The organism is Streptomyces corchorusii (assembly GCF_001514055.1).
In the GTDB taxonomy this organism is placed as follows: Bacteria; Actinomycetota; Actinomycetes; order Streptomycetales; family Streptomycetaceae; genus Streptomyces; species Streptomyces olivaceoviridis.
On record NZ_KQ948369.1, the window covers coordinates 98,741 to 116,539 of the forward strand.

Annotated in this window: 18 protein-coding genes; 11 read left to right on the forward strand and 7 right to left on the reverse strand. The window is 73.9% G+C overall.

All coding sequences use genetic code 11. The features are described 5' to 3' along the window. Nucleotides 1-8 precede the first annotated feature (8 nt). The 5 genes from AQJ11_RS36820 to AQJ11_RS36840 all read left to right on the forward strand — a co-directional run bounded on the left by AQJ11_RS36820 (nucleotide 9) and on the right by AQJ11_RS36840 (nucleotide 5,353). Complete coding sequence (locus tag AQJ11_RS36820; RefSeq protein WP_014671766.1) at nucleotides 9-1,247, forward strand: MFS transporter; 1,239 nt, start codon at nucleotides 9-11, stop codon at nucleotides 1,245-1,247. A gap of 102 nt (nucleotides 1,248-1,349) precedes the next feature. Next, nucleotides 1,350-2,051: a hypothetical protein gene (locus AQJ11_RS36825; RefSeq protein WP_014671765.1), complete on the forward strand. Its 702-nt coding sequence runs from the start codon at nucleotides 1,350-1,352 to the stop codon at nucleotides 2,049-2,051. Then, a complete protein-coding gene (locus AQJ11_RS36830; protein WP_059266194.1) occupies nucleotides 2,038-2,709 on the forward strand; it encodes a class F sortase in 672 nt (223 codons plus the stop codon). Before AQJ11_RS36825 ends, AQJ11_RS36830 begins: the two co-directional genes overlap by 14 nt. A 157-nt stretch (nucleotides 2,710-2,866) precedes the next feature. After that, on the forward strand, nucleotides 2,867-4,255 hold the full coding sequence (locus tag AQJ11_RS36835; RefSeq protein ID WP_059266195.1) for an aldehyde dehydrogenase family protein: 1,389 nt from the start codon (nucleotides 2,867-2,869) through the stop codon (nucleotides 4,253-4,255). Nucleotides 4,256-4,270: 15 nt separating this feature from the next. After that, nucleotides 4,271-5,353 carry a Zn-dependent alcohol dehydrogenase gene (locus tag AQJ11_RS36840; protein ID WP_014671762.1) on the forward strand — a complete coding sequence of 361 codons (1,083 nt, stop codon included), beginning with the start codon at nucleotides 4,271-4,273 and terminating at the stop codon, nucleotides 5,351-5,353. 79 nt (nucleotides 5,354-5,432) lie between these two features. Here the strand turns inward: AQJ11_RS36840 and AQJ11_RS36845 are convergent, their stop codons facing one another. Both AQJ11_RS36845 and AQJ11_RS36850 read right to left on the reverse strand, forming a co-directional pair. Next, nucleotides 5,433-6,146: an ArsR/SmtB family transcription factor gene (locus AQJ11_RS36845; RefSeq protein ID WP_059266196.1), complete on the reverse strand. Its 714-nt coding sequence runs from the start codon at nucleotides 6,144-6,146 to the stop codon at nucleotides 5,433-5,435. Between the two features lie 61 nt (nucleotides 6,147-6,207). Then, nucleotides 6,208-6,843 carry a TetR/AcrR family transcriptional regulator gene (locus AQJ11_RS36850; RefSeq protein ID WP_014671760.1) on the reverse strand — a complete coding sequence of 212 codons (636 nt, stop codon included), beginning with the start codon at nucleotides 6,841-6,843 and terminating at the stop codon, nucleotides 6,208-6,210. Nucleotides 6,844-6,934: 91 nt separating this feature from the next. Here AQJ11_RS36850 and AQJ11_RS36855 point away from each other — a divergent pair, with 91 nt between their 5' ends. From AQJ11_RS36855 to AQJ11_RS36865, 3 genes are all read left to right on the forward strand, one after another. Further along, nucleotides 6,935-8,086 (forward strand): acyl-CoA dehydrogenase family protein, encoded by a 1,152-nt coding sequence (locus AQJ11_RS36855; RefSeq protein ID WP_059266197.1) that lies wholly within the window; start codon nucleotides 6,935-6,937, stop codon nucleotides 8,084-8,086. Between the two features lie 71 nt (nucleotides 8,087-8,157). Then, a complete protein-coding gene (locus tag AQJ11_RS36860) occupies nucleotides 8,158-8,445 on the forward strand; it encodes a YiaA/YiaB family inner membrane protein (RefSeq protein WP_059266229.1) in 288 nt (95 codons plus the stop codon). Between the two features lie 73 nt (nucleotides 8,446-8,518). After that, on the forward strand, nucleotides 8,519-9,154 hold the full coding sequence (locus AQJ11_RS36865; RefSeq protein ID WP_014671757.1) for a TetR/AcrR family transcriptional regulator: 636 nt from the start codon (nucleotides 8,519-8,521) through the stop codon (nucleotides 9,152-9,154). On the opposite strand, the gene AQJ11_RS36870 is transcribed toward AQJ11_RS36865, so the two are convergent. Then, nucleotides 9,151-9,612, reverse strand: a complete 462-nt coding sequence (locus AQJ11_RS36870) for a MaoC family dehydratase (protein WP_014671756.1) — start codon at nucleotides 9,610-9,612, stop codon at nucleotides 9,151-9,153. The genes AQJ11_RS36865 and AQJ11_RS36870 overlap by 4 nt on opposite strands. Nucleotides 9,613-9,716: 104 nt before the next feature. Between AQJ11_RS36870 and soxR the strand changes: the two genes are divergently transcribed. Continuing rightward, nucleotides 9,717-10,175, forward strand: a complete 459-nt coding sequence (gene soxR / locus AQJ11_RS36875; RefSeq protein ID WP_014671755.1) for a redox-sensitive transcriptional activator SoxR — start codon at nucleotides 9,717-9,719, stop codon at nucleotides 10,173-10,175. 48 nt (nucleotides 10,176-10,223) lie between these two features. On the opposite strand, the gene AQJ11_RS36880 is transcribed toward soxR, so the two are convergent. After that, nucleotides 10,224-10,910 carry an alpha/beta fold hydrolase gene (locus AQJ11_RS36880; protein ID WP_014671754.1) on the reverse strand — a complete coding sequence of 229 codons (687 nt, stop codon included), beginning with the start codon at nucleotides 10,908-10,910 and terminating at the stop codon, nucleotides 10,224-10,226. Nucleotides 10,911-11,026: 116 nt separating this feature from the next. Between AQJ11_RS36880 and AQJ11_RS36885 the strand changes: the two genes are divergently transcribed. After that, a complete protein-coding gene (locus AQJ11_RS36885) occupies nucleotides 11,027-11,989 on the forward strand; it encodes a helix-turn-helix transcriptional regulator (RefSeq protein WP_059266198.1) in 963 nt (320 codons plus the stop codon). A gap of 30 nt (nucleotides 11,990-12,019) precedes the next feature. Here the strand turns inward: AQJ11_RS36885 and AQJ11_RS36890 are convergent, their stop codons facing one another. Both AQJ11_RS36890 and AQJ11_RS36895 read right to left on the reverse strand, forming a co-directional pair. Further along, nucleotides 12,020-12,778, reverse strand: a complete 759-nt coding sequence (locus AQJ11_RS36890) for a 3-keto-5-aminohexanoate cleavage protein (protein WP_059266199.1) — start codon at nucleotides 12,776-12,778, stop codon at nucleotides 12,020-12,022. A gap of 85 nt (nucleotides 12,779-12,863) precedes the next feature. Then, complete coding sequence (locus AQJ11_RS36895; RefSeq protein ID WP_014671751.1) at nucleotides 12,864-13,466, reverse strand: hypothetical protein; 603 nt, start codon at nucleotides 13,464-13,466, stop codon at nucleotides 12,864-12,866. A 207-nt stretch (nucleotides 13,467-13,673) separates the two neighbouring features. Between AQJ11_RS36895 and AQJ11_RS36900 the strand changes: the two genes are divergently transcribed. Then, a complete protein-coding gene (locus AQJ11_RS36900) occupies nucleotides 13,674-16,463 on the forward strand; it encodes a penicillin acylase family protein (RefSeq protein ID WP_059266200.1) in 2,790 nt (929 codons plus the stop codon). Between the two features lie 18 nt (nucleotides 16,464-16,481). Here AQJ11_RS36900 and AQJ11_RS36905 read toward each other — a convergent pair whose 3' ends face one another. Further along, a complete protein-coding gene (locus tag AQJ11_RS36905) occupies nucleotides 16,482-17,783 on the reverse strand; it encodes a serine-threonine protein kinase (protein WP_208616707.1) in 1,302 nt (433 codons plus the stop codon). Nucleotides 17,784-17,799 lie beyond the last annotated feature (16 nt).

Below are 17,799 nucleotides of genomic sequence, written 5' to 3' on the forward strand. Positions count from 1 at the left end.
AGGACGTCATGGGGCCCGGTGGGAACCGCGGCTGGCTGCTCCGCCTCGTCATCGCCTTCGGCTGCGCGCAGGGGGCGGTGTCGATGGCCCGGCCCGCCGTCTCCTACCGGGCCCTCGCGCTGGGTGCCGACGAACGGGCGGTCGGTGTCATCGCCGGTGTCTACGCGCTGCTGCCGCTGTTCGCCGCCGTACCGCTCGGCCGCCGTACCGACCACGGCCGCTGCGCGCCCCTGCTGCCGGCCGGTGTCGTCCTCATCGCGGCCGGCTGCGCGCTCAGCGGGCTCGCCGGCTCCCTGTGGGCGATGGCCCTGTGGAGCGGGGTGATGGGACTCGGCCACCTGTGCTTCGTGATCGGCGCCCAGTCGCTGGTGGCCCGTCAGTCCGCGCCGCACGAACAGGACCGCAACTTCGGCCACTTCACCATCGGCGCCTCCCTCGGCCAGCTCATCGGACCCGTCGCCGCGGGCGCGCTCATCGGCGGCCCCGACATGGCCCGCAGCAGCGCGCTCGCCCTCGTCGTGGCGGGTGCGGGCGCGGCGGTCGCGTTCACCTCGCTGTGGCGCGTCGAGGACCGCACGGCCGTCGACTCCCGCGCCTCCAGCGGCGGCCGGGTGCCGGTCGGCGGCATCCTGCGCGCCCGGGGCGTGCCCGCGGGCATGCTGATCAGCCTGTCGGTGCTGTCCGCGACCGACATCCTCACCGCCTACCTGCCGGTGGTCGGCGAACACCGGGGGATCGCGCCCTCGGTGATCGGCGTCCTGCTCAGCCTCCGGGCGGGCGCCACCATAGCCTGCCGGCTCGTCCTCACCCCGCTGCTGCGGCTGCTCGGCCGGCCCGCGCTGCTCACCGTGACCTGCCTGCTGGCGGCCCTGCTGTGCGCGGGGGTGGCGCTGCCGGTGCCGGTGTGGGCGCTCGGCGTGATGCTCACGGTCCTCGGCTTCTGCCTGGGCGTGGGCCAGCCGCTGTCGATGACGACGGTGGTGCAGGCCGCGCCGGCCGAGGCACGCTCCACCGCGCTCGCCCTGCGGCTGACCGGCAACCGGCTGGGCCAGGTCGCCGCCCCGGCCGCCGCCGGTCTGGTCGCCGGCCTGGCGGGCGTGGCCGCGCCGTTCGTGATGCTGGGGGCACTGCTGCTGGTGTCGTCGGCAGTGGCGCTGCGCTCGCCGGGCCGGGCCGAGGGGGCGTCCGGGCGGGTGGCCGGGAAGCGGCCGAAGCGCCCGGGATTGCGCCGCACGAGCGATCTGTGACGGCGCGTCGGGCGTCAGTGCCATGGGCCGCGCGGCCCATGAAGGAGAGTCCAGGCGAACGAGCGATTTGTATGAAAATCGTCTGAACTTGGAGGAGCGCGCATGCCCACCATGACCCCACGTGCCGTCGGCCCCCGCGCGGGCGCCACAGTCGTCCTCACCGCCCTCGCCGCGGCGGGCGCGTCATGGGTGGCGGCGCCGAGCGCGGTGGCCCAGGGCGAGAACGGCGACATCAGGATCCACGACGAGCGCCACCTGCACGGGACGCCGCTCGTGGGGTCGGCCAAGGACGATCCCGTGGTGTGCCGGTTCTATCTGGAGGCCGTCAACTTCGACACGCTCACCAGCATCGCCTACACCATCACTCCGCAGCCCCCGCTGCCCACCGCCGCCACCGTCGCCGGCACCTTCCAGCTCGCCGGGGGCGCCGGGCACACCGACCCGCTCGGCCTCGCGGACGGCCAGTACAAGATCAGCTGGCTCGTGGGCACCCCCGCCGCCCTGAAGGAGAAGGTCTTCCGCGTCAACTGCAAGGACGGGCGCCACGAGGGTGAGCACGGGCCGGGCGGGCAGATCTCCGACGGCCGGCACGACGACTCCGACGGCCGGCACGACAGCGACGCGTCCTGGGGCAAGGGCGACCAGAACGGCCCCAGGGGAGGGGTGCACGCGGGCGGCGGCGGTCTCATCGACACGGCCGCGGCCTACTCCCCGGTGGCCGCCGCGGGCGCCGTGGGTCTGATCGCCGTCTGCGGCGCCGTGTACATCCGGCTGGTCCGCCGGCGGCCCCATGGCGCCGCGTAGGTACCGGCGCAGGCCCTGGTACCGCACCCGCGCCTACCGCCTCGCCAGGACGGCCCTGCTGGTGTTCGTCCTGGTGACGGTGGGGTCGCGCTGCGGGCCGGGCGGCGGGGCGGCAGGGCCCGGACCGCACGCCGTGGCGGCCGGTACGGACGCCGCCCGCGGCGGGCCGGCCGCTCCTCCGGCGCCGCCGCCCCGCCCGCTGCCCCGGTCCCGGCCGACGTCCTTCCGCGTCCCCTCCCTGGGCATCGACGCCCCCATCGCCCCGCTCCGCCTCGACCGGAACGGGGCACTGGAGACACCGCCCGTCGACAGACCGCGGCTGGTCGGCTGGTACCAGGGCGGCCCCACGCCCGGCGAGGCCGGCACCGCCGTCGCCGTCGGCCACCGCGACACCCGCACCGGACCCGCCGTCTTCGCCGGCCTCGCCCAGGTCAAGCCCGGCAAGCCCGTCGAGGTCCGGCGGGCGGACGGCCGCGTCGCCGTCTACTCCGTCGACCGGGTGAAGGTCTACGACAAGGCCGGCTTCCCCGACAAGGAGGTCTACGGCCCGACCGGGCGCCCGGAACTGCGGGTGCTCACCTGCGGCGGCCTGTTCAGCCGGCGGACCGGCTACACCAGCAACGTGGTGGTCTTCGCCCATCTGACCGCGACCAGGTGACCGGCGGACCGGCCGGTGCGGACACCGTGCCCGCACCGGCCGGTCCCCTCGGCATGATGTCCCCGAGCGTCCGCGGGCCGGCAATGTCTGGCGCGGGAAAACTATCACCGCTAGTTTGTGTGTCGGACGACGCGGACCCCGCCGGGAGGACAGAGCAATGAAGGCACACGACGGCCTCTACATCGACGGCGCCTGGCGCCCCGCCGGCAGCGCGGACGCGATCGAGGTCGTGAACCCCGCCGACGAGCAGGTCATCGCCCGGGTCCCGGCCGGTTCGGCCTCGGACGTCGACAGCGCCGTACGCGCCGCGCGGGCCGCGCTCCCCGCCTGGGCCGCCACGCCGCCGGCCGAACGCGCCGCGCGCCTGGCCGCCCTCCGGGACGTCCTCGCGGCCCGCAAGGACGAGATCGCCGAGACGGTCACCGCGGAACTCGGCTCGCCCCTGCCGTTCTCGCAGGCCGTGCACGCGGCCGTGCCGATCGCGGTCGCGGGCTCCTACGCCGACCTGGCCGCCGTCCACCCCTTCGAGGAGAAGGTCGGCAACTCCACGGTCCTGCACGAGCCGATCGGCGTGGTCGGCGCCATCACCCCCTGGAACTACCCCCTCCACCAGATCGTCGCCAAGGTCGCCCCGGCCCTCGCCGCCGGCTGCGCGATCGTCCTCAAGCCCGCCGAGGACACCCCGCTCACCGCCCAGCTCTTCGCCGAGGCGGTGCACGAAGCGGGCGTGCCGGCGGGCGTGTTCAACCTGGTCACCGGCCTCGGCCCGGTCGCCGGACAGGCACTCGCCGAGCACCCCGGCGTCGACCTCGTCTCCTTCACCGGTTCCACGGCGGTCGGCCGGCGGATCGGCGCGGTGGCCGGCGCGGCCGTGAAGAAGGTCGCCCTGGAACTCGGCGGCAAGTCCGCCAACGTCATCCTGCCGAGCGCCGACCTCGCCAGGGCCGTGAACGTCGGTGTCGCCAACGTGATGTCCAACTCCGGTCAGACGTGCAGCGCCTGGACCCGGATGCTCGTCCACCGCGACCGGTACGCCGAGGCCGTCGACCTCGCCGCGACCGCCGCCGCCAAGTACGGCGACCGCATCGGACCGCTGGTCAGCGCCAGGCAGCGGGACCGGGTGCGCGGTTACATCGAGAAGGGCGTCGCCGAGGGCGCCCGCCTCGTCGCGGGCGGCCCCGAAGCCCCGCGCGAGCGCGGCTGGTTCGTGAGCCCGACGGTCTTCGCGGACGTCACCCCCGACATGACCATCGCCCAGGAGGAGATCTTCGGCCCGGTCCTGTCGATCCTGCGGTACGAGGACGAGGACGACGCCCTGCGCATCGCCAACGGCACGGTGTACGGCCTCGCGGGCGCCGTCTGGGCCGCCGAGGAGGCCGAGGCGGTGGCCTTCGCGCGCCGCATGGACACCGGCCAGGTCGACATCAACGGCGGCCGGTTCAACCCGCTGGCGCCGTTCGGCGGTTACAAGCAGTCCGGCGTCGGCCGGGAACTCGGCGCGCACGGACTCGCCGAGTACCTCCAGACCAAGTCCCTCCAGTTCTGAGGAGTTCCGTCACCCATGGCCGTACGAGCCGCCGTCCTGCCCGCCATCGGCGCCCCGCTGGAGATCACCGGCATCGAGCTGCCCGACCCGGGCCCCGGACAGGTCCGGGTCCGCCTCGCCGCCGCCGGCGTCTGCCACTCCGACCTCTCCCTGTCCGACGGCACCATGCGGGTGCCGGTCCCGGCCGTCCTCGGCCACGAGGGGGCGGGTACGGTCGTCGCGGTCGGGGAGGGCGTCACCCATGTCTCGCCCGGGTCCCCGGTCGTCCTCAACTGGGCCCCGTCCTGCGGAAGTTGCCACGCCTGCGCGCTGGGCGAGGTCTGGCTGTGCGCCAACGCGCTGAACGGCGCGGCCGACGTCCACGCCCGCACGACCGACGGCACCGACCTGCACCCCGGGCTGAACGTGGCCGCGTTCGCCGAGGAGACCGTGGTCGCCGCGTCCTGCGCGCTGCCGCTGCCGGACGGGGTGCCGCTGGTGGACGCCGCCCTGCTGGGCTGCGCCGTCCTCACCGGCTACGGCGCGGTGCACCACGCGGCGCGGGTCAGGTCCGGCGAGACGGTCGCCGTGTTCGGCGTCGGCGGAGTCGGCCTGGCCACGCTGCAAGCGGCCCGTATCGCGGGGGCGTCCCGGATCATCGCCGTCGACGTCTCCCCCGGGAAGGAGGAACTGGCCCGCGCCGCCGGGGCCACGGACTACGTCCTCGCCTCCGGCAACACCCCGCGCGAGATCCGCGGCCTCACCGGCAGGCAGGGCGTCGACGTCTCCGTGGAGTGCGTGGGCCGCGCGGTCTCCATCCGCGCGGCCTGGGAGTCCACGCGCCGGGGCGGCCGTACGACGGTCGTCGGCATCGGCGGCAAGGACCAGCAGGTCACCTTCAACGCCCTGGAGCTCTTCCACTGGGGCCGCACCCTCTCCGGCTGCGTCTACGGCAACAGCGACCCGTCCCGCGACGTGCCGCTCCTCGCCGAGCACGTGCGGGAGGGCCGCCTGGACCTCTCCACCCTGGTCACCGACCGGATCACCCTGGAGGACATCCCGGCGGCCTTCGAGAACATGCTGGCGGGCAAGGGGGGACGGGCGGTGGTCGTCTTCTGAGGGCGAGCGTCGCGGACGGGCGCGGGGAACCGCGCGACCGCGGTCGGCACCGCGCCGTCGCCTCCCCGGTCGCCGCGGTTCAGCGCAGGTCGTCCCGCGAGACGCCGAGCAGGTCGGAGAAGACCTGCTCCCCGGACGGAGTCACCGCGACCGCCCGCCCCGATCCGACCCGCACGCACCAGCCCGCCTCCAGGGCCCGCCGGCACAACGCCGCACCCGCCGCCCCGGCGAGGTGCGGCCGCCGTTCCGTCCAGTCGAGGCACGCGCGGGCCAGTGGGCGCCGCCCGCCGAGGTCCAGGGGCACACCCGCCGCACCGAACCACTCCACCCCGGCGTCCGTCAGCGCGAACCCGGTGTCCTGCCGCAGCAGCCCCCGCCGGGTCAGCGCGTCGGTGAGCACGATCCCGAGCCGCCCGGCGAGATGGTCGTAACAGGTCCGCCCCCGGGCCATGGCGGCCCCGGCGCTCGCCTCGCGCAGGCTGCGCGGAGGGCGCCGTACCACCGCCGCGGGCACCTGCGCGGCGAGGTCCTCGACCACCTGCGCCACCCGCGCGTCGGCCAGCCGCACATACCGGTGCCGCCCCTGGCGTTCCTCCGTGAGCAGTCCGCCGGCCACCAGCTTGCCGAGGTGCTCGCTCAGCGTGGAGGCCGCGACCCCGGCATGCCGGGCCAGCTCACCGGCCGTCCACGCCCGCCCGTCCAGCAGTGCCAGCAGGCACGCGGCGCGGGTCCGGTCGGCGATCAGCCCGGCCAGCGCCGCCAGCCCGGCGGCCTGGGGATCCTCGGTGTTCATGCCCCCAGGATGCGGCAGGGACGCTTCGGCGCCGGCCGAAGCGTCACCGGCCGCCGCGTCCTCACACCCGTACCTGCCGGTACTGCTGCGCCAGCCCGTCCAGCAGCGCGGCGAGCCCCGCCTCGAAGGCGCGCTCGTCGATCTTCTCCTGCTGCTCGGCGAGCAGGTGGGCCTGGCCGAGGTGGGGGTAGTCGGCGGGGTCGTAGGCGCTCGCGTCGTCCACGAAGCCGCCGGCGAAGGAACCGAGCGCCGAGCCCATGATGAAGTACCGCATCAGCGCGCCGATGGAGGTCGCCTGCGCCGGCGGCCAGCCCGCGTCGACCATCGCGCCGTAGACCGCGTCGGCCAGCCGCAGCGCGGCCGGGCGGCGGCCGGGGCCCCGGGCGAGGACGGGCACGATGTTCGGGTGGTCGCGCAGGGCGGCCCGGTAGGAGACGGCCCAGTCGTGCAGCGCGGTCCGCCAGTCCCGGCCGTCCTCGAACATCGACAGGTCGACCTGGGCGCTCACCGAGTCCGCCACCGCCTCCAGGATCTCGTCCTTGGTGCGGAAGTGGTTGTAGAGCGAGGGCCCGCTCACTCCGAGCTCGGCGGCGAGCCGGCGCGTGGAGACGGCCGCCAGACCCTCCCGGTCCACGAGGTCCCGGGCCGTCTCGACGATCCGGTCGGTGCTGAGGAGGGGCTTGCGCGGTCGGGCCATGGCGCACATAGTAGGGCTGCGACCGGAAACTAGCAGTGCTAATTTAAATGTCCGGCTTTCAAGATCCATCGGCGGTAGGGGTGATCTCGTGGTGAACCTGGGGCTCAGCGAGGAGCAGAGGGCCGTACGGCAGCTCGCCCGGGACTTCGTGGAACGCGAGATCGCCCCGCACGTGGTCGCCTGGGACCGCGCCGAGGAGGTCGACCGGGGCATCGTGAAGAAGCTCGGCGAGGTCGGCTTCCTCGGCCTGACCGTGCCCGAGGAGTACGGCGGCTCCGGCGGCGATCACCTCTCCTACTGCCTGGTCACCGAGGAGCTGGGGCGCGGCGACTCCTCGGTCCGCGGGATCGTCTCCGTCTCCCTGGGGCTCGTCGCCAAGACGATCGCCGCCTGGGGGAGCGAGGAGCAGAAGCGGCGCTGGCTCCCGGGGCTCACCGCGGGCGAGTACGTCGGCTGCTTCGGCCTCACCGAGCCCGGCACCGGCTCCGACGCGGGCAACCTCACCACCCGGGCGGTGCGCGACGGCGACGACTACGTCGTGAACGGCACCAAGATGTTCATCACCAACGGCACCTGGGCCGACGTCGTCCTGCTCTTCGCCCGCTCCACCGACGCCCCCGGCCACAAGGGCGTGTCCGCGTTCCTCGTGCCCGCCGACACCCCCGGCCTGACCCGCCGTACCGTCCACGGCAAGCTCGGCCTGCGCGGCCAGGCCACCGCCGAGCTCGTCCTGGAGGACGTGCGCGTGCCCGCCTCCGCGATGCTCGGCGCGGAGGGCAAGGGCTTCTCCGTCGCCATGTCCGCGCTCGCCAAGGGGCGGATGTCGGTGGCCGCGGGCTGTGTCGGGATAGCCCAGGCCGCGCTGGACGCGGCCGTGCGGTACGCCGGTGAGCGGGAGCAGTTCGGCAAGCCGATCGCCCGGCACCAGCTGGTGCAGGAGCTGATCAGCGACATCGCCGTCGACGTGGACGCGGCCCGGCTGCTGACCTGGCGGGTCGCCGACCTCATCGACCGCGGTGAGCCGTTCGCCGTCGAGTCCTCCAAGGCCAAGCTGTTCGCCTCCGAGGCCGCGGTGCGCGCCGCCAACAACGCCCTCCAGGTCTTCGGCGGCTACGGCTACATCGACGAGTACCCGGCCGGCAAGCTCCTGCGCGACGCGCGCGTGATGACCCTCTACGAGGGCACCAGCCAGATCCAGAAGCTGCTCATCGGCCGCTTCCTGACCGGAGTCTCGGCCTTCTGAGTACCCGGCGCACCCGGCCCTGAGTATCCCGGCGGATGTGGCGCGGGCCACGTCCGCCGATGCTGGCTGCCATGAGTGACACACCGGTCAAACAGCAGAGCACGGCGGCGTTCTACGGGCAGGCCGTCGCCTCCTTCGCGGTCGCCATGGCGGCCACCGCCATCGGCATCGCCCGGCTCGACGCCGGCGCCTGGGTCCGCGGCTTCCTGACGATCGCCGTCCTGTACCTCGTCACCTCCGCCTTCACCCTCGCCAAGGTGATCCGGGACCGGCAGGAGGCCGGGCAGATCGTCAGCCGTGTCGACCAGGCCCGGCTGGAGAAGCTGCTCGCCGAGCACGACCCCTTCGAGAAGCTCTGAGCGGCTCGGCTAAGCGCCCGCTCACCGACGGCGGTATGGTGGTGCTCCTGTCACCGAGAGGGGCGAGCGAGCGATGAGTACGGCGCAGGAGACGACCGGCGGCGAAGTGGAGCCGTGGGAAGAGGTCACCCCTGACGCGGCCCGGCGGCTGCTCGTCGCGGCCGTGGAGGCCTTCGCCGAGCGTGGCTACCACGCGACGACGACCCGGGACATCGCGGGCCGCGCCGGCATGAGCCCGGCCGCGCTCTACATCCACTACAAGACCAAGGAAGAGCTGCTCCACCGGATCAGCCGCATCGGCCACGACAAGGCCCTCGACATCCTGCGCACCGCGGCACGGCGGGAGGGCACCGCGGCCGAGCGGCTGGCCGACGCGGTCGGCTCCTTCGTCCGCTGGCACGCGGGCCGGCGCACCACCGCGCGGGTCGTGCAGTACGAACTCGACGCCCTCGGCCCCGAGGCCCGCGCGGAGATCGTCGCGCTGCGCCGCCAGGTGGACGCGGAGGTGCGCGGGATCATCGAGGACGGCGTGGCCTCGGGCGAGTTCGACGTGCTGGACGTCCAGGGCACCACGCTCGCCGTGCTGTCGCTGTGCATCGACGTGGCCCGCTGGTTCAACGTGAACGGCCCGCGCACCCCCGAGGAGGTCGGCGCGCTCTACGCCGACCTCGTGCTGCGGATGGTCGGGGCCGGTGGCCGCGGGGCCTAGAGGTAGTAGCGCGACACCGACTCCGCGACGCACACCGGCTTGTCGCCGCCCTCGCGCTCCACGGTGAACGCGACCGTCACCTGCACCCCACCGGTGACGTCCTCGACCCCGGTGATCCTCCCGGTGGCGCGCAGCCGGGAGCCGACGGGGACCGGGGCGGGGAAGCGGACCTTGTTCGTCCCGTAGTTGACGCCCATCTTCACGCCCTCGACCTGGATGAGCCGCGGCCCGAACAGCGGGAGCAGGGACAGGGTGAGGTAGCCGTGGGCGATGGTGGTCCCGAACGGTCCGGCGGCGGCCTTCTCCGGGTCCACGTGGATCCACTGGTGGTCCCCGGTCGCCTCGGCGAACAGGTCGATCCGCTTCTGGTCGATCTCCACCCAGTCGGTGGGGCCCAGTTCCTCGCCCACGGCCGCCCGCAGTTCGTCGGGGGAGGTGAAGGTCCTCGGTTCTGCCATGTTCCCGGCCTCTCGCTCGCGTCTCTAAGCAACTGCTTAGCATGGTCGGGTGGGGGGTCGATGTCAACGGACCGAGGACCGGCCGGGTGGGTAGTCTCTGGGGAGTGCCCCAGATTCCCGAGAAGATCCACGAGCTGACCGTCGGCCAGTTGTCCGCCCGCAGCGGAGCCGCGGTGTCCGCCCTGCACTTCTACGAGTCCAAGGGACTGATCACCAGCCGGCGGACCCCCGGCAACCAGCGCCGGTACAGCCGCGACACGCTGCGCCGGGTCGCCTTCGTCCGGGCGGCCCAGCGGGTGGGCATCCCGCTCGCCACGATCCGGGAGGCCCTGGCCGAACTGCCGGAGGAACGGACACCGACCCGGGAGGACTGGGCGCGCCTGTCCGAGAAGTGGCGCTCGGAACTGGACGAGCGCATCAAGCAGCTCAACCGCCTGCGCGACCACCTCACCGACTGCATCGGATGCGGCTGCCTGTCGATGGAGACGTGTGTGCTGTCCAACCCGGACGACGTGTTCGGCGCCCGGCGGACCGGATCGCGGCTGATGGCGGAGCGGCGCTGAGGGGGAGAGGGCCGGCCGGTGACCTGCGCGTGCCCGGCGGTGCGCCCGTCAGGCCGCCTCGGCCGCCGCGGCCAGGATCCGGGCCAGCTCTTCGGGCCGGGACACCATGGGCCAGTGGCCCGCGTCGATGTCGGCGAAGTCGACGCGCCCGGCCCGGGCGAGCTCCGGGACGTCGCCGCCGTCGATCCACTTCCGTGCCTGTGCGGGCGTGAACTCCGGGCACACGACCACGACCGGGACGTCGAAGCGCCGTTCGTCCGCCAGCCGCACCACGCCCTGGGCCACGGCGGCGGGTACCGGGATCGCGGCTGCCGCCAGCCGGCGTCTGGCCCCCTCGTCGAGGTCGGCGATCTCCGGCCCCTCGAAGGGTCCCCAGCCCGGGAAGGGCACGACGCCGTCGCGCACCTCGAAGAAGTCGGCGTACGCATGGCCGTCGGAGAACGGGAAGCCGCCGATCAGGACGACCCCGGCCAGCCGCTCCGGCCGCCGGTCGGCGGCCAGCCAGGCCAGTGTGCAGGCGGCGGAATGCCCCACCACCACGGGCTTGCCCGGCGCCGCGTCCACCGCGGCCAGCACCGCCGCCACCTGGTCCTCCAGCGTGGCCGACGCGGAGCCGTCGCCCTGGCCCGGCAGGGTCAGCGGCACCGGGCGATGGCCGAGCGACTCCAGCGTGGACGCCACGCGGTCCCACACCGATCCGTCCAGCCACAGGCCGCCGATGAGCAGGATGTCCATGGTCGGTTCCCCTTCCTCCAGGTCGTGGTGATCACCGTAGGAGGGGTTCCGGACGATCCACTGCCGGTTTGTCGCGCGACCACCGTGACTCGGGCGGAGCGGACTAGCCTGCACGGGTGCCGAACGATCTCAGCCCCACCGCGCGGGCACTGCGCGCCCTGGAGGTCCTCCAGGCCCGCCCCGGTACGACGGCCGGCGAACTCGCCGCGCGGCTGGGCGTCACGGAGCGCGCGGCGCGCCGGTACGTCGGCATCCTCCGCGAGGCCGGCATCCCCGTGGAGTCGGCCCGGGGGCCGTACGGCGGGTACCGGCTGGGGCGCGGGACGCGGCTGCCGCCCGTGCACTTCACGCAGTCCGAGGCCCTCGGACTGGTGATGGCGGTCCTCGCCGGCCGGCCGGCCGCGGACGGCGCCGACGACCTGGTCGGCACCGCCCTGGGCAAGGTCGTCAAGGCGCTGCCGGAGAGCGTCGGCCGGCAGGCGGCCCTGCTGCGGGAGTACGCGGCGGCCGCACCGGACCCGTACGCGGTCCGCCCGGACCCGGCCGTCACCGGCGAACTCGTCGCCGCCGTCGCGGCCCGGCGCCGGGTGTCGGTCACCTACCGCGGCGAGAGCGGTGACGAGTGGGAGGCGGAGGTGGACCCCTGGTCCGTCGTGGTCCGCCACGGACGCTGGTACCTGCTGTGCCACTCGCACCGCGCGGGGGCGATCCGCACCTACCGGGTCGACCGGGTCCGCGCGGTCCGGCCGACCGCCCACGCGTTCGCACCGCCCGAGGACCTCGACCCGGTGGCGGTGCTGGCGGAGAACCTGGGCCTGGGCTGGGCGTTCCCCACCCGCGTGGTGTTCGCCGCCCCCCTCACCGAGGTGGCCCCCTGGATCCAGCCGCCCATGGGACGGCTGGAGCCGTCGGGGGACGGTTGCGTGCTGGTCGGCAGCACGCGCAACCCGGCCATGTACGCACAGGAGTGGCTGGCGCGCGTGCCGTTCGCCTTCCGCGTCGAGGGCGGGCAGGAGTTGCGCGCCGCGGTCGCGGAGCTGGGGGCGCGCTTCACCGCGGCGGCCACGGACCAGCCCTGACCAGGCCGGGGCGGCGCCCCGCGCCGGGGCCTAACTCCCCTGCTCCGCACCGCTGTTGCCGCCGCCCGCACAGGCGTCGGCGCCGTACCCGGCCCGCGCCTCCGCTACCAACCGGGCGTTGGACACGGCCCGTCGGCCGTCCGGGAGGAGCAGGGTGTCCTCCAGGCCGATCCGGGTGGCGAGGCCCAGCCGGCCCGCCAGGCGGAGCACCGGCCAGGTGCCGCCCTCCTCGCCGTGCAGCAGCACCGGGCGGCCGTGTGCCGAACCCAGCTCGGCCAGCAGCTCCCGCGCCGACGCCTCGGCCGTCGCCGGGTCCGGGTCGGTCACCTCGGCCAGCACCCGCAGCACCCTCGGCCCGAGCGGCGAGGCCGCGAAGCGGCGCGCGCCCCCGGTGCCGGACCAGATGCCCGCCTCCACGTCCACGCCCACCGACAGGAGGTGTCCGGCGACCTCCTCGGCGCCCGGCTCGTGCCAGTTGACCGAGGCGAAGTCGGGCAGCACCGACCAGGAGCGCACCCGGGCGAGCCGCGCGGACGGATCCGGCTCCGCCCAGGCGCCGGTGGTCACCCCGACCGGCACCGGCACCCGCGCCCGGATCGCCTCCAGGGCCGGGGCCAGGACGCGCGGGGAGAGACTGTCGTGGCCGCACGGCGTCTTCGGGTGGACGTGGACCGAGGTGGCGCCGGCCGCCACCGCCTCGGCGGCGGAACGCGCCAGATCCCGGGGGGACATCGGCACGGCGGCACCGTCGGCGGCCGTACGGCGCCCGTTGAGACACACCTGCACCATGACTCGATGGTGCCGCACACCCACGGCAGAGGGCGCGGCATCCCCTACGCGCCCCCCGTCACCACGCCCCGGGAACGCCACCGGCTCAGGCCGACATCAGCACCCGTCCCCGACGGGCGTACTCAAGGGCCCGCGGGCTGAGGACCGGGCGCGGCACCAGGATGCCGCAGTCCGCGCAGACCGGGCCGGACGACGGCTCGTGGTCCAGGCCGTACTTCCACACCAGGCGCTCGCCGCCGCACACCGGGCACGACGAGCCCGGTTCCCGCTCCAGCGCGGCGATCAGCCGGCGCAGCACCACCGCCAGCGGCTCATCGGGGTGCACCCGCGGGTCGTCGCACCAGGCGACCCCGAAGCCGCCCCAGGTCAGCCGGTGCCAGTCGTCCACGCTGCCCGGCCGGCGCAGCCCGTCGTGCTTCTCCTTCCTGCGTCGTTCGGTGAAGTCGGTCTCGTAGGCGAGCCAGACGTCCCGGGCCTCCTCCAGCTCCTCCAGCGCGGCCACGAGCCGCGCCGGATCGGGGGAGCGGTCCTCGGGGCCGAACCCCGCCCGGGAGCACAGATGGTCCCAGGTCGCCCGATGCCCGTAAGGGGCGAACTTCTCCAGGCACTTGCGCAGCGAGTACCGCCGCAGCGCCAGATCACAGCCCGGATCGCGTACCTGTCTCGCCAGACTCCGGAAACCTGCCATCGCCCTGCACCTCCGTCACACCTGCACCTGTACTCCGGTCACTTCGGCGTCGTCGCACGGACGTCGTCGAATAGACGTATCGACAGGCGATTCGGCTCCATCTCTTCTAGGGATCTGTCTCCAGACTCCAGAAAGTGACGCATGTTCATCTTTAAAGCTGGGGATACCGGCGGTAACGTTCGGCCACCTCTGTCGCTAGGAGCTGCCATGCCACGGCGAACCCCACGTACCGCCCTTGACAGACTGAGAACGTCCCGCCGACTTCCCGGGTTCCTGAAGACCGCGTCCGTATGCGTCCTCGTCGCCGGTCTTCTCTCCCCCCTCACCCAGGCGACGGTGGCCGCGGCCGACGCCACCGCCGCCAACGACTACTGCGGCGGCCGGTGTTCGGACATCCTGCCGCCCGGCGAGAACGGCAACGCGACGCTCGCCCAGATCCTGCTCAACCAGGCCTTCGGCACCCAGCCCGCGCACGCCGAGGACCAGCTCGGCCCGTACGCCAACCTGGCCACCGGTTACCAGGCCCTGACCGACACCACGGTCAACACCTTCTTCAACGACGCCTCGTTCGGCGTCCCCGCCGACCAGGTCGCCTCCACCGAGAAGCCGGCCGGCCGCGGCGACGTGACGATCGTCCGCGACAAGAAGACCGGTGTGCCGCACATCACGGGCACCACCCGCTACGGCACCGAGTTCGGCGCCGGATACGCGGCGGCTCAGGACCGGCTGTGGCTCATGGACGTCTTCCGGCACGTGGGCCGCGGCCAGCTGACCTCCTTCGCCGGCGGCGCACCCGCCAACCAGGGCCTTGAGCAGCAGTTCTACCGCAACGCGCCCTACACCGAGGCCGACCTCCAGGCGCAGATCGACAACGCGGTCGCGAAGAACGGCGCCCGCGGCCAGCAGGCCCTCGCCGACGTCAAGGCCTACCTGGACGGCGTCAACGCCTACATCGACGCCTCCGACAGCGGCCGTTACTTCCCCGGCGAGTACGTCCTGACCGGCCACAAGGACTCGATCACCAACGCCGGCACCATAGAGCACTTCAAGGTCACCGACCTCGTGGCGCTCGCCTCCGTCATCGGCTCGCTGTTCGGCTCCGGCGGTGGCGGCGAGGTCGACAACGCCCTCTCGCTGCTCGCCGCCCAGGCCAAGTACGGCGTCGAGGAGGGCACCAAGGTCTGGGAGTCCTTCCGCGAACGCAACGACCCCGAGGCCGTCCTCACCGTCCACGACGGCCAGAGCTTCCCCTACGGCGCCAAGCCCGCCGACGCCCAGGGCCAGGCCCTGCCGGACGCCGGCTCGGTGACCCGGGAACCGCTGGTCCACGACCGCACCGGCAGCGCGGCCACCGCCGGCGCCACCAGCACCTCGGCCTCCGCCGCGAAGACCGCCCTCGGCTCCGCCCGGCGCGGCATGTCCAACGCCCTCGTGGTCAGCGGCAAGTACACCGCCAGCGGCCACCCCATCGCCGTCTTCGGGCCGCAGACCGGCTACTTCGCCCCGCAGCTGCTCATGCTCCAGGAGATCCAGGGCCCGGGCATCAGCGCCCGCGGCGCCTCCTTCGCGGGCCTGAGCATGTACGTCGAACTCGGCCGCGGCCAGGACTACTCCTGGAGCGCCACCACCTCCGGCCAGGACATCATCGACACCTACGCGGTCGAGCTGTGCCAGGACGACTACCACTACCTGTACCACGGCACCTGCACCGCCATGGAGAAGATCGAGCAGAAGAACGCCTGGAAGCCGACCACCGCCGACGGCACGGCCGCCGGGTCGTACACCCTGCGCGCCTGGCGGACCGCGTACGGCCCGGTGGAGTACCGCGCCACCGTGGGCGGCAAGAAGGTCGCCTACACCACCCTGCGCTCCTCCTACCTGCACGAGGCCGACTCGATCATCGGCTTCCAGATGCTCAACGACCCCGACTACGTCAAGGGGCCGAAGGACTTCCAGAGCGCGGCGCAGCACATCAACTTCACCTTCAACTGGTTCTACGCCGACTCCCAGCACACCGCCTACTACAACAGCGGTGACAACCCCGTCCGGGCGAGCGGCGTCGACAGCGAGTTCCCGGTGTGGGCGCGGCCGGCGTACGAGTGGCGGAACTGGGACCCGGCCACCAACACCGCCGACTACACCCCGCCCTCCGCGCACCCCAACTCCGTCGACCAGGACTACTACGTCTCCTGGAACAACAAGCAGGCCGAGGAGTACACGACCGCGTCCTGGGGCGACGGTTCGGTGCACCGCGGCAACCTGCTGGACGACCGGGTGAAGAAGCTGGTCGCGGCCGGCGGGGTCACCCGGACCAAGCTGGTGCAGGCCATGGCGGACGCGGGTCTCGCCGATCTGCGCGCCGAGGACGTGCTGCCCAAGCTGCTCAAGGTGGTCACCTCCTCGCCGGTGACCGACTCCACGGCCGCCGCGGCGGTGAGCAGGCTCCAGGCGTGGGTGGCCGCCGGCGCCAAGCGCACCGAGACGTCGGCCGGGTCCAAGAAGTACGCCGACGCCGACGCGATCCGCATCCTGGACGCCTGGTGGCCGCTGCTGGTCAAGGCCGAGTTCGAGCCCGGCCTCGGCAGCGACCTCTACACGGCGGTCACCGGCAACCTGCCGGTCGACGAGGCGCCGTCCGCCGGCCACGGCCCGACCGGTTCGCACGCCGGCAGCTCCTTCCAGTACGGCTGGTGGTCCTACGTCGACAAGGACATCCGGGCGGTGCTCGGGGAGTCCGTGCGGGGCGGCCTCGCCCGGAAGTACTGCGGCGGCGGCAGCCTCAGCGCCTGCCGGGACACCCTGATCAGCACCCTCAAGCAGGCCGCCGGCCTGACCGCCGCCCAGGTCTACCCGGGCGACGACCAGTGCTCGGCGGGCGACCAGTGGTGCGCCGACTCGATCGTCCAGCGCACCCTGGGCGGCATCAAGCACGGCAGGATCAGCTGGCAGAACCGGCCGACCTACCAGCAGGTCGTGGAGTACACCTCGCACCGCTGAGCCGCCACCGGCGGCGGGTCAGGCGATACGGCCCGCCGCCAGCACCACCCGCGCCAGTTCGGGGTGCACGATGTCGCTGTGCGCCCCGGACGGCGCGCCGCCGCGCCGGACCACGGCCGCCGCGTCCACGTTCACGCACCCCGACGCGGGCAGCCGGCCGCCGAGAGCCGCCGCCAGGTCGAGCCGCACGGTGCCCGGCACCGCCTGCGTCCCGTCGTGGCCCATGGCGCCCCAGCGGGGCCCGAGCACCGCCGCGATCTCGTCGCCCGCGCAGGCGCGGTCGTCCCCGGCGAGCCGGGAGGCCAGCGGATAGAACGTGCCGAGGGCCGCGTCGAAGTGCGAGTGGCAGCACACCAGTGGGCCGTCGACACGCCGTTGGAGGCCCTGGAGCGCGCCCGACCGGTCCGGGGCGTGCGGCAGCCGGGCCGCGAACGCGTAGTGCGAGAAGGCACCCTGGAGCAGGGTCACCGACTTCACCGCGTCCACCCCCGCAGGCAGCCCGCGCAGCGCGAACGCCACCAGCCGGCCGCCGAAGCTGTGCCCGACCAGGTGCACCCGCACCCCGGGCGCCGCCCCCGCCAACCGCCCCAGCAGCGGGCCGAGTCCCCGCTCGCCGACCGTCCCGGCCCGCCGCTTCATCTGGAGGTACGTCGCCTGCCGCAGCAGTTCCTTCGCGCCGTCCCACGGGTTCGGAAGGGTGAACCGGGGCGCGTCGCCGGACGCGTCGAGCGCGGCCAGGGCCTCGGCGAACTGCTCGCACACGGTCACCGGGTCGGCCCCGGACACGGCCGGTTCGCCGTCCTCGTCGGTGTCGGCCGCCACCCCCTGCCGGCCGTCGTCCGGCAGCAGCCGCACCAGCCGCACGAACTCGGTCAGACCCTCGGTGCCGCCCGGCCGTTCGTCCAGCATCCGGGCCAGCCGGTCCAGCACGGTCGTCCGGCCCGGGAACGCCTCCAGCAGGGCGCGCCGGGTGTCCTTGTCCAGCGCCGGGCGCGGTGCCGTCTGCGCCTCCACGGCCGCCACGGACCTCGGGAAGTCCGGGATCGGCTCGTCGCTGAACCGCATCGACGGCCAGATCACGCCGACGTACCCCAGCCGGGCCCTCGGGGCCAGCTTCGGGACCGGTGCGAAGAAGCGGCGGTACAGCGCGGTCGCGCCGGAGCGGTCGTTGTTCCAGCCGTGCGAGAAGACGATCAGGTCACGGACGCCGTGGTCCGTGACCTGCGCCGGCAGCCGGTCGCGCTGGGGGCCGTCCGCGTCCCCGTCCGCGTCGAAGGTCAGCTCCCAGTAGGGAGTCACACCCGTCCCAGGATCCGCCATGCCAGACCCCCAAGTT

Bases quoted from the DNA above. Each gene is read 5' to 3' on its own strand.
- AQJ11_RS36820 (WP_014671766.1), top strand. From the start codon at position 9: ATGGGGCCCGGTGGGAACCGCGGCTGGCTGCTCCGCCTCGTCATCGCC.
- AQJ11_RS36825 (WP_014671765.1), top strand. From the start codon at position 1,350: ATGCCCACCATGACCCCACGTGCCGTCGGCCCCCGCGCGGGCGCCACA.
- AQJ11_RS36830 (WP_059266194.1), top strand. From the start codon at position 2,038: ATGGCGCCGCGTAGGTACCGGCGCAGGCCCTGGTACCGCACCCGCGCC.
- AQJ11_RS36835 (WP_059266195.1), top strand. From the start codon at position 2,867: ATGAAGGCACACGACGGCCTCTACATCGACGGCGCCTGGCGCCCCGCC.
- AQJ11_RS36840 (WP_014671762.1), top strand. From the start codon at position 4,271: ATGGCCGTACGAGCCGCCGTCCTGCCCGCCATCGGCGCCCCGCTGGAG.
- AQJ11_RS36845 (WP_059266196.1), bottom strand. From the start codon at position 6,146: ATGAACACCGAGGATCCCCAGGCCGCCGGGCTGGCGGCGCTGGCCGGG.
- AQJ11_RS36850 (WP_014671760.1), bottom strand. From the start codon at position 6,843: ATGGCCCGACCGCGCAAGCCCCTCCTCAGCACCGACCGGATCGTCGAG.
- AQJ11_RS36860 (WP_059266229.1), top strand. From the start codon at position 8,158: ATGAGTGACACACCGGTCAAACAGCAGAGCACGGCGGCGTTCTACGGG.
- AQJ11_RS36865 (WP_014671757.1), top strand. From the start codon at position 8,519: ATGAGTACGGCGCAGGAGACGACCGGCGGCGAAGTGGAGCCGTGGGAA.
- AQJ11_RS36870 (WP_014671756.1), bottom strand. From the start codon at position 9,612: ATGGCAGAACCGAGGACCTTCACCTCCCCCGACGAACTGCGGGCGGCC.
- AQJ11_RS36880 (WP_014671754.1), bottom strand. From the start codon at position 10,910: ATGGACATCCTGCTCATCGGCGGCCTGTGGCTGGACGGATCGGTGTGG.
- AQJ11_RS36890 (WP_059266199.1), bottom strand. From the start codon at position 12,778: ATGGTGCAGGTGTGTCTCAACGGGCGCCGTACGGCCGCCGACGGTGCC.
- AQJ11_RS36895 (WP_014671751.1), bottom strand. From the start codon at position 13,466: ATGGCAGGTTTCCGGAGTCTGGCGAGACAGGTACGCGATCCGGGCTGT.
- AQJ11_RS36900 (WP_059266200.1), top strand. From the start codon at position 13,674: ATGCCACGGCGAACCCCACGTACCGCCCTTGACAGACTGAGAACGTCC.
- AQJ11_RS36905 (WP_208616707.1), bottom strand. From the start codon at position 17,783: ATGGCGGATCCTGGGACGGGTGTGACTCCCTACTGGGAGCTGACCTTC.